At 73.1% G+C, this 8,880-nt stretch carries 9 protein-coding genes; 3 read left to right on the forward strand and 6 right to left on the reverse strand.

From position 1 onward, the window contains the following. Positions 1–58: 58 nt before the first annotated feature. Positions 59–1,696 (reverse strand): AMP-binding protein, encoded by a 1,638-nt coding sequence (locus ACYU8I_RS10535; protein ID WP_460840388.1) that lies wholly within the window; start codon positions 1,694–1,696, stop codon positions 59–61. Between the two features lie 85 nt (positions 1,697–1,781). Next, positions 1,782–3,059, reverse strand: coding sequence for a NupC/NupG family nucleoside CNT transporter (locus ACYU8I_RS10540; protein WP_460840390.1), 1,278 nt, complete (start codon positions 3,057–3,059; stop codon positions 1,782–1,784). 212 nt (positions 3,060–3,271) lie between these two features. Between ACYU8I_RS10540 and ACYU8I_RS10545 the strand changes: the two genes are divergently transcribed. Then, positions 3,272–3,814, forward strand: a complete 543-nt coding sequence (locus tag ACYU8I_RS10545; protein WP_460840392.1) for a hypothetical protein — start codon at positions 3,272–3,274, stop codon at positions 3,812–3,814. A 114-nt stretch (positions 3,815–3,928) separates the two neighbouring features. Further along, a complete protein-coding gene (locus tag ACYU8I_RS10550; RefSeq protein WP_460840393.1) occupies positions 3,929–4,765 on the forward strand; it encodes a DUF4394 domain-containing protein in 837 nt (278 codons plus the stop codon). On the opposite strand, the gene ACYU8I_RS10555 is transcribed toward ACYU8I_RS10550, so the two are convergent. Continuing rightward, positions 4,734–5,384, reverse strand: a complete 651-nt coding sequence (locus ACYU8I_RS10555) for a histone deacetylase (protein ID WP_460840395.1) — start codon at positions 5,382–5,384, stop codon at positions 4,734–4,736. The genes ACYU8I_RS10550 and ACYU8I_RS10555 overlap by 32 nt on opposite strands. Here ACYU8I_RS10555 and ACYU8I_RS10560 point away from each other — a divergent pair. Continuing rightward, the gene (locus ACYU8I_RS10560) at positions 5,383–5,958 is read left to right on the forward strand and encodes a YdeI/OmpD-associated family protein (RefSeq protein WP_460840397.1); all 576 of its coding nucleotides are present in this window, start codon (positions 5,383–5,385) and stop codon (positions 5,956–5,958) included. The genes ACYU8I_RS10555 and ACYU8I_RS10560 overlap by 2 nt on opposite strands. Here ACYU8I_RS10560 and ACYU8I_RS10565 read toward each other — a convergent pair whose 3' ends face one another. From ACYU8I_RS10565 to ACYU8I_RS10575, 3 genes are all read right to left on the reverse strand, one after another. After that, on the reverse strand, positions 5,959–7,332 hold the full coding sequence (locus ACYU8I_RS10565) for an MFS transporter (RefSeq protein WP_460840400.1): 1,374 nt from the start codon (positions 7,330–7,332) through the stop codon (positions 5,959–5,961). A gap of 25 nt (positions 7,333–7,357) precedes the next feature. Then, complete coding sequence (locus tag ACYU8I_RS10570) at positions 7,358–8,137, reverse strand: 3-hydroxybutyrate dehydrogenase (RefSeq protein ID WP_460840402.1); 780 nt, start codon at positions 8,135–8,137, stop codon at positions 7,358–7,360. Between the two features lie 142 nt (positions 8,138–8,279). Further along, a complete protein-coding gene (locus ACYU8I_RS10575; RefSeq protein WP_460840404.1) occupies positions 8,280–8,846 on the reverse strand; it encodes a PucR family transcriptional regulator in 567 nt (188 codons plus the stop codon). Positions 8,847–8,880 lie beyond the last annotated feature (34 nt).

The following is an 8,880-nucleotide window of genomic DNA, read 5'->3' on the forward strand; positions in this document are numbered from 1 at the left end:
CACCCCGAGCGCGCCGGTCCCTGAGGTGCGAGCGGAGCGAGCCACGAAGGGCGCGACGTCACCCGTCGTGGCCGACGCCCTCCAGGCCGAGCCGACGGGTGGTCTCCTCGCGCATCTGCACCTTGCGGACCTTGCCGGTCACGGTCATCGGGAACTCGTCGACGACGAGCACGTAGCGCGGGATCTTGTAGTGCGCCAGCCTGCCCGTCGCGAAGGCGCGCACGGCGTCGGCGTCGAGCGGCTCCGCGCCGTCGGTGACCTTGACCCAGGCGCAGAGCTCCTCGCCGTACTTCGCGTCGGGGACGCCGATGACCTGCACGTCCTCGACGTCGGGGTGGGTGTAGAGGAACTCCTCGATCTCGCGCGGGTAGATGTTCTCGCCGCCGCGGATGACCATGTCCTTGATCCGGCCGACGATGTTGCAGTAGCCGTCCTCGCGCATCTCGGCGAGGTCGCCGGTGTGCATCCAGCCGTCGGCGTCGATGGCCTCGGCGGTCTTCTCCTCGTCCTGCCAGTAGCCGAGCATCACCGAGTAGCCGCGCGTGCACAGCTCGCCCGGCATACCGCGCTTGACGGTCTCGCCGGTGACCGGGTCGACCACCTTGACCTCGACGTGGGGGTGCACCCGCCCGATCGTCGCCGTACGCCGCTCCAGGTCGTCGTCGGCGCGGGTCTGGCACGACACCGGGGAGGTCTCGGTCATGCCGTAGGCGATCGACACCTCGGCCATGTGCATGTCGTCGATGCAGCGCTTCATCACCTCGACCGGGCAGATCGAGCCCGCCATGGTGCCGGTGCGCAGCGACGACAGGTCGTGCTCGGCGAAGGTCGGGTGGTGCTGCATCGCGATGAACATCGTCGGCACGCCGTACAGCGCCGTGCACCGCTCCTCGGCGACCACCCGCAGCGTGGTCTCGGGGTCGAAGGCCGGCGCCGGGATCACCATGGTGGCGCCGTGGCTGGTGCACCCGAGGTTGCCCATCACCATGCCGAAGCAGTGGTAGAAGGGCACCGGGATGCACAGCCGGTCGACCTCGCTGAAGCCGATCAGCTCGGTGGTCAGGTAGCCGTTGTTGAGGATGTTGCGGTGGCTGAGCGTGGCGCCCTTCGGGTAGCCGGTGGTGCCGCTCGTGTACTGGATGTTGATGGGGTCGTCGGGCGTCAGGGCCGCCGCCCGCGTCGCGACGGCGTCGTCCGGCAGGCCCTCCCCCTCGGCCAGCAGCGCGCCCCAGTCGTCGGTGCAGATGAACACGGTGCGCTCGAGCGCGACACCGTCGGCGCCGCGCACCTCCTCGACCATGCCGCGGTAGTCGGAGGTCTTGAAGGACTCGGCCGCGACCAGCAGCCGGGTGCCCGACTGCGCGAGGGCGTAGGCCAGCTCGTGCGTGCGGTAGGCCGGGTTGACGTTGACGAGGATCGCGCCGATGCGGGCGCTGGCGTACTGCACCAGCGTCCACTCGGCGCAGTTGGGCGCCCAGATCCCGACCCGGTCGCCCTGCTCGATCCCGGCACCGATCAGCCCGCGGGCGAGGGCGTCGACGTCACGTTCGAGGTCGGCCCACGTCCAGCGCCGGCCCGTCGCCGCCTCCACCAGCGCCTCGCGCTCGGGGTGCGCCGCCACCGTGCGTGCCAGGTTGGCCCCGATGGTCTCCTCGAGCAGCGGCGGGGTTGTCTCTCCGGCGGCGTAGGACTCCATCACCCCAACCTAGGAGCGCGCCCCGCCCAGGGCCAGTGCCCGTCGACCGACGGGCAGCTCGGGGCTCCGCCGTCCGCGACCCCGGCTACACCGCGACGACGAGACCGGCGATGGCGGCGTTGGCGAGGTTGGCGAGCGAGCCGCCGAGCAGGGCGAGCAGGCCGAGGCGGGCGACGTGGGAGCGGCGCTCGGGCACGAGCGAGGCGTAGGTGCCGATCTGGATGGCGATGCTCGCGAGGTTGGCGAAGCCGGCCAGCGCGAAGGTCACGACGACCACGGTGACGGGGCTCAGCGAGCCGACCTCCGGGCCGAAGCTGGCGTAGGCGACGAACTCGTTGAGGATCGTCTTCTGGCCGATCCAGGCCCCGGCCTGGGTCGCCTCCGACCACGGCACGCCGAGCAGCCAGGCCAGCGGCGAGAGCAGGGTGCCGAGGGCGCTGTCGAAGGTCAGGTCGGGGTTGCCGAAGACCGAGCCCACCCGCGACAGCCCGGCGTTGGCCGTGGCGATGAGCGCGACGAAGGCGAGCAGCAGCGCGCCGATGGTGACGGCGATCCGGCCGCCCGCGAGGGCACCGCGGCCGATCGCGTCGATCACGTTGGCCGACTCCTCGTCACGCACCGAGCGCACGTCGAAGTCGTCGTCGAGCTCGGAGGCCTCCCCCGCGTGCTCCCGCACGTACGCCGCCGCCCACTCCGGCTCCGGCGTCGTGTCGGGCCACAGCAGCTTGGCGAAGAGCAGGCCGGCCGGGGCGTTCATCAGGGTCGCGGCCAGGAGGTACTCCAGCGGCGCGCCGAGCAGCGAGTAGCCCACCAGCGTGGAGCCCGCGGCCGCCGCGAAGCCGCCGGTCATGAAGGCGAACAGCTGGGCGGTGCGCACCCGCCTGAGGTACGGCGCCACCATCAGCGGCGCCTCGCTCTGACCCAGGAAGATGACCGTCGCGGCGTAGAGCGACTCCACCCTGGACACCTTGAGCAGCCAGCCGATCGCGCCCCCGAAGATCCACGTCGCCCACTGGATCACCCGGAGGTAGAAGAGCAGGTAGACGAGCGCGCCGAGGAAGACGATCACCGGCAGCACCGACAGCGCGACGGTGGGGCTGTCGGCCGGCACGTCGGTGAAGATCGAGCCGAAGACGAACGACGTGCCCTCGTCGGTGAAGCCGACGAGGGCGGCCACCCGGTCGGAGGTCCAGCGCAGCGCCGCCTCCCCCGGACCCCACCGCAGCACGGCGATCGCGAAGACCACCTGGAGCAGCAGCGCCGCCCCGACCGTGCGCAGGCTGATGCCGCGCCGGTGGCGGGAGAAGAGCACCGCGACACCGATGAGCAGGGCCAGGGCGAGCAGCCCCCTGAGCGCGTCCACGTGCTGATGGTGCCAGGTGCGAGCCGCGCTCGGACTGGGAGCCGGCCGAGTGCGCCACGCCGCGGCGGGTGGCGCTCGACGGCGTCGTCGTACGACGTGCGCCGCAACGGCTCCGGCTCGATCGGGACCCTGTCCACCAAGGTCGACGTCGACGACGACTGACCCCGCGACTGGGCACCCGGGGAGTGACACCCCCGCCCGGAAGGCCCCGCATGCCCCGTCGGACCTTCATCACAACCCTGCTGGCCGTGACGGCGCTGGTGGTCGCGGGGCTGGTGGTGCTGTCCTCGCGGCTGGACGGGGCACGGGCGCCGGTGACCACCGATGACGTCGCGTCGCGCGCCGAGGTGTGGGAGCCGGTCGCCGCGGGCTGCGCCGGGACGGCCCCACGGTGCCGGGTGCCACGGTCGGTCCGGGTCGACGGGCACGTCCTCGAGCGCGTCAGCCTGCAGGTCGCGCCGTTCCCTGTCACTGCGGGCGCCGAGACCTCCCGCACCCAGGCGCGCGTCGAGCTGCCGGCAGCGCGCAGCTGGCTGATGACCGGCGTCGTCGGCGGCACCGCGCAGGGCTACCGGGTCGAGGTCGGCGACACCTACGAGGAGGTCGCCCACGACCGGCCCGTCCTGCTCCGTCTGGGCGGGCCACGGGCGGACGTACCCGTCAGCGTCACGACACGGGAGCCACGCGGCGACGGCCACCAGTTCGTCGCCGTCTTCCTCTGGCCCGCCGAGCCGGGCCGCAACGCAGACAGTTGACGATGACTACCAGTTGTCTCGCAGGTCGAACACGACGCCAATCCGATGCGACGAGGGGAACGAAGGCCGCCAAAGGCGCGGACCACCGCGCCGATTCCCTGAAGGGCGACATCGATGTCTCGAACCAGGAAGACCCTCACCGCCGGCCTCGTGGCCGCCGCGCTCGCGCTGCCCCTCGGCCTGGCCGGCCCGGCGCACGCGGCGCCGCGCACCACCGCGCTCGGCCTCGTCGACGGCACCACGCTGGTCGACTTCCAGCTGGCCGACCCGGCCGGCACCACGCGCCTCGTCGGCGAGATCACCGGCTTCACCGGCGGCGACACCGAGCTCGTCGGCATCGACTACCGCGTGCAGAACCGGCGGCTCTACGGCGTCGGCAACCAGGGCGGCGTCTACATCTTCAGCAGCAACGCCCGGCTGGTCGAGGTCAACCGGCTCAGCGTGCCGCTCCAGGGCACGACCTTCGCCGTCGACTTCAACCCCGCCGCCGACCGGCTGCGGGTCATCAGCGACACCGGCCAGAACCTCCGCCACAACCTGGCTCCCGCCGACGGCACCGCGGCCACCATCGCCGACACCTCGCTGACCTACCCGGGCGCCGCGGGCTCCACCCCGGGCACCGGCATCACGGCGGCGGCGTACACCAACAACGACCTGAGCGCCGACACCGGCACGGTCCTCTACGACATCGACACCAACCTCGACCAGCTCGCGGTGCAGTCGCCGGCCAACGCCGGGCTGCTGTCGGCGGTCGGCAAGCACGGTGTCGACGTGCCGGCCGACACCGGGTTCGACATCGACCCGCTCAACCGCGGCTGGCTCACCACCACCGCCGGCGACCGCTCGCGGCTCGCGCTGGTCGACCTGCAGACCGGCAAGGCGACGCTGCGCGCCGGGGCGTTCCCGGCCCGCTACCCGGTCACCGACCTGGCGATCCGGATCGGCCGCTGAGGTAGCCCGGCGCCACCCGCTCGAGGTACGACGAGACCCTGGCCGCGTCCCAGCCGCGCGACTCGCGCAGGCCGGCGGCCAGGGTCTCGGCGTACGCCGGCGCGGGCGGGCAGTGCTCGACGGCGTCGATGCCGTCGGGCGAGGTGAAGACGAGCATCGGCGCGCCGTCGCGGCGGCCGACCTCGAGCAGCGTCTCGTAGCGACCCGGCCCGACCTGGTGGCGCCCCTCGAACCCGGCGAGCAGCACCGCCTCGACCGGGTCGTCCTCGGCCGGCACCCGGTACATCTCCTGCGCCGCCACGTCGGCGAACTGCGCCGCCGTCACGAGGTAGGCCCTGGCGTGGGTCGGGCCGCGGTCGGTCGCCGCGTGGTCGTAGAAGGCGACCCCGCCGCCCCACTGCGGCGACTCACCGGCGAAGTAGAGCGCCCCGGGCAGGTCGACCGCGGCGCTGGCGCGCGGCGGCGTGCGGTCGCGCGCGCCGGGGTTGTGCCGGCTGCCGCCGACGGGCGTCCCGCCCTCGAGGTAGGTGGCGAGGCGGGCAGCGGCCATGTTGGAGCCGTAGGAGACGTACCAGACGAGCGCGACCATGTCGGTGGTCGAGGCTAGCGTGCGCCACATGGCCCGCGACGACGCTCCCCGCGTGCACGTCGAGACGCCCGAGGAGTGGCGTGCGTGGCTGGTCGAGCACCACGCGACGTCGCCGGGCTGCTGGGCGGTGTGGTGGAAGCGGCCGACCGGCCGGCCCGCACCGACCTACGAGGAGCTCGTCCTCGAGGCCCTCACGGTCGGCTGGATCGACTCGACCTCCAAGGGGCTCGACGCCGAGCGCACCGGCATGTGGTTCACCCCGCGGCGGGCGGGCAGCGGCTGGTCGCGGCCCAACAAGCAGCGCCTCGAGCGCCTCGACGCTGAGGGCCGGATGCTGCCGGCCGGCGTGGCGGCCGTCGCGCGTGCCCACGACGACGGCTCCTGGAGCCTGCTCGACGACGTCGAGGACCTCGTCGTCCCCGACGACCTCGGCGGCGCCCTCGAGCGGCGCGGCGCCCGCTCCACCTGGGACGCCCTCACGCCCTCGGCCCGCAAGGAGGGCCTGCTGTGGCTGGTGCAGGCCAAGCGGGCGGTCACCCGGGAGTCCCGGGTGACCGCCCTGGCCGACCGGACCGCCGGCGGGGCGTCACGCCCCCGAGGCTGATCAGTCGTGCGCGCCGTCGACCACGCGGTCGTGCCGCAGCGAGGTGTTGCGGGTCTCCTTGACGGCCAGCACCGCGATCACGGTGAGCACCGCGGTGATCGTGATGTAGACGCCGACCGCACCGGTGTTGGGGGCGACGCCCTCCTCGGCGGGACCGAGCAGGCGCAGCGCCACGATCGGGGCGATGGCGCCCGCCAGGATCGACGCCAGCTGGTAGCCCACCGAGGCACCCGTGTAGCGCACCGAGGTGCCGAACAGCTCGGAGAAGAACGCCGCCTGCGGCCCGTACATCAGCGCGTGCAGCATCAGCCCGACCACGACGGCCAGCGTCAGCGCGCCCGCCGTACCCCTCTCGACCAGCGGGAAGAACGCGAACGTCCAGGCCGCGACGCCGACCGCGCCGGCGATGTAGAGCGGCTTGCGGCCGATCTTGTCGGAGAGCAGCGACACCAGCGGGATCCACACGAAGTGCACGGCCGAGCCGATGAGCAGCGCCTGGAGGATCGGACCGCGACCCTGGCCGTCGTACGTCGTGACGTAGGTGATGACGATGATCGTGAAGATGTAGTACGAGGTGTTCTCCGCCAGGCGCATGCCCATGGCGCAGAAGACCTCCTTGGGGTACCGGCGGAAGACCTCGAGCAGCGGGATGTGGTTCTTCTCCGACTTCTTGGCCTCGATCTCGGCCTGGGCCTCCTTGAAGACGGGCGAGTCCTCGATCGAGAGGCGGATGTAGAGCCCGATCAGCACGAGCACGGCCGAGAGCAGGAACGGGATCCGCCAGCCCCAGGCCAGGAAGGTCTCCTCGCTCTGCACCAGGGCCAGGACGAAGAGCACCGCGGTGGCGAGCAGGTTGCCGAGCGCGACGCCCGCCTGCGGCCACGAGCTCCAGAAGCCGCGCCTGGCGTCGTCACCGTGCTCGGCGACCATCAGCACCGCGCCGCCCCACTCGCCGCCGACGGCGAAGCCCTGGACGAGCCGGCAGAGCAGGAGCAGCAGGGGCGCGGCGAGGCCGATGGTGCCGTACGTCGGCAGCAGGCCGATCGCGAAGGTCGCGATCCCCATCATCATCAGCGAGGTCACGAGCATCTTCTTGCGGCCGAGCCGGTCGCCGAAGTGGCCGAAGACCACGCCGCCGAGGGGGCGGGCCACGAAGCCCAGCGCGTAGGTGCCGAAGGCGAGCAGCGTGCCCGTCACGGGGTCGCTCTCGGGGAAGAACAGCGCGCCGAAGACCAGGGCGGCGGCCGAGCCGTAGAGGAAGAAGTCGTACCACTCGACGGCCGTCCCGATGAGGCTGGCGAAGACGACCTTGACGATGTGGGGCTTGTCCTCGCCCTGCTGGGAGGGCGGCCGCTGGTCGGCGGTGGTGGACATGGGTGTTCTCCTTCTGTTCTTCGGGCTAGTTGGCGGTCCAGCCGCCGTCGAGCGACAGGCTGGAGCCGGTGATGGAGTCGGTGCCGGGGCCGCACAGGAAGCTGACTGCGGCGGCCACCTCCGACGGCTCCACGAGGCGCTTGAGGGGCTGCCGGGCGAGCAGCACCGTCTCGACCACCTCGTCCTCGCCGATGCCGTGGCTGCGGGCCTGGTCGGCGACCTGGCCCTCCACGAGCGGGGTGCGCACGTAGCCGGGGGCGACGGTGTTGCTGGTGACGCCGGTGCCGGCGGCCTCCAGCGCGATGACCTTCGAGAGGCCCTCGAGACCGTGCTTGGCGCTGACGTACGCCGACTTGAAGGCCGACGCCCGGTGCCCGTGCGCCGAGCTCAGGTGGACGAGCCGGCCCCAGCCGCGCTCGTACATCCCGGGCAGCACCTCGCGGGCGAGCAGGAACGGCGCCTGCAGCATCACGCGGTGGATCAGCGCGAACCGCTCGGGGTCGAAGTCGGGGACCGCCGCGACGTGCTGGATCCCGGCGTTGTTGACGAGCACGTCGACGCCGCGGCCGGCGAGCCCCAGGCCCGCGACCGCGCCGGGGTCGCCGAGGTCGGCCACGAGCGCCTCCCCGTCGACCGCGGCGGCGGTCTCCTTCGCACCGGCCTCGTCGAGGTCGAGCACGAGCAGCCGCGCCCCGTCGACGGCCAGCCGCTCGGCCACGGCCCGCCCGATCCCGCTCGCGGCGCCGGTGACGAGCGCCGTACGTCCGGCGAGCGGGCGCGTGGAGTCGTGTGTGACGTCGGTCATGCCGAGGACCGTAGGCCTCCCGCTCCCTCCCCCACCATGTGCTCGCCGGCCACCGCTTCGCGTCAGAGGTGTGGGTGCGACACACGACTGTCCCGCGGGGTCTCCCTGGCGGTTTCCCAAGTGGACCTGGGAAACCGACAGCTCACCCGCGCAGCCGCACCAGCTGCAGCGCGAGCTGGACGTCGAGGCGGCGGGAGGGGTCGCGCCAGTCGGCGCCGAGCAGGGAGGCGACGCGGTCGAGGCGCTGGGTGACGGTGTTGGGGTGCACGTGCAGGCGCTCGGCGGTGGCGCGGAGGGCGCCGCCGGCGTCGAACCAGGCGGTGAGGGTCTCGGCGAGGCGGGTGTCGCGCTCGGCGTCGTACGCCAGGACGGCGCCGACCGTGCGGGTGACGAACTCGTCGAGCTCGCCGGGCCCGTTGTGGCCGAGCAGGAGCCGGGCGAGGCCGAGGCCGGCGGGATCGGCGACGTCGCCGGTGCGGCCGAGGCGCTGCAGCGTGGTGAGGGTACGGCGCGCCTCGGCGTGGGCGGCCGGCACGCCGTCGAGGTCGCCCACGACCGCGGCCACCCCGACCGTGGCACCGCCGAGCCGGTCGCGCAGCGCCCGGCCCAGCGCCAGCGGCTCGCCCGAGGCGAGCACGACGACACCGCCGTCGTGGCCCGCGGCGAGGCCCCCCTCGGCCCGGCGCTCGGTGCTGCGCTCGACCGGCAACCTCTTCGCCTACATCGACACCCGCGACCTCGGG

This window comes from Nocardioides marmoraquaticus, assembly GCF_054777915.1.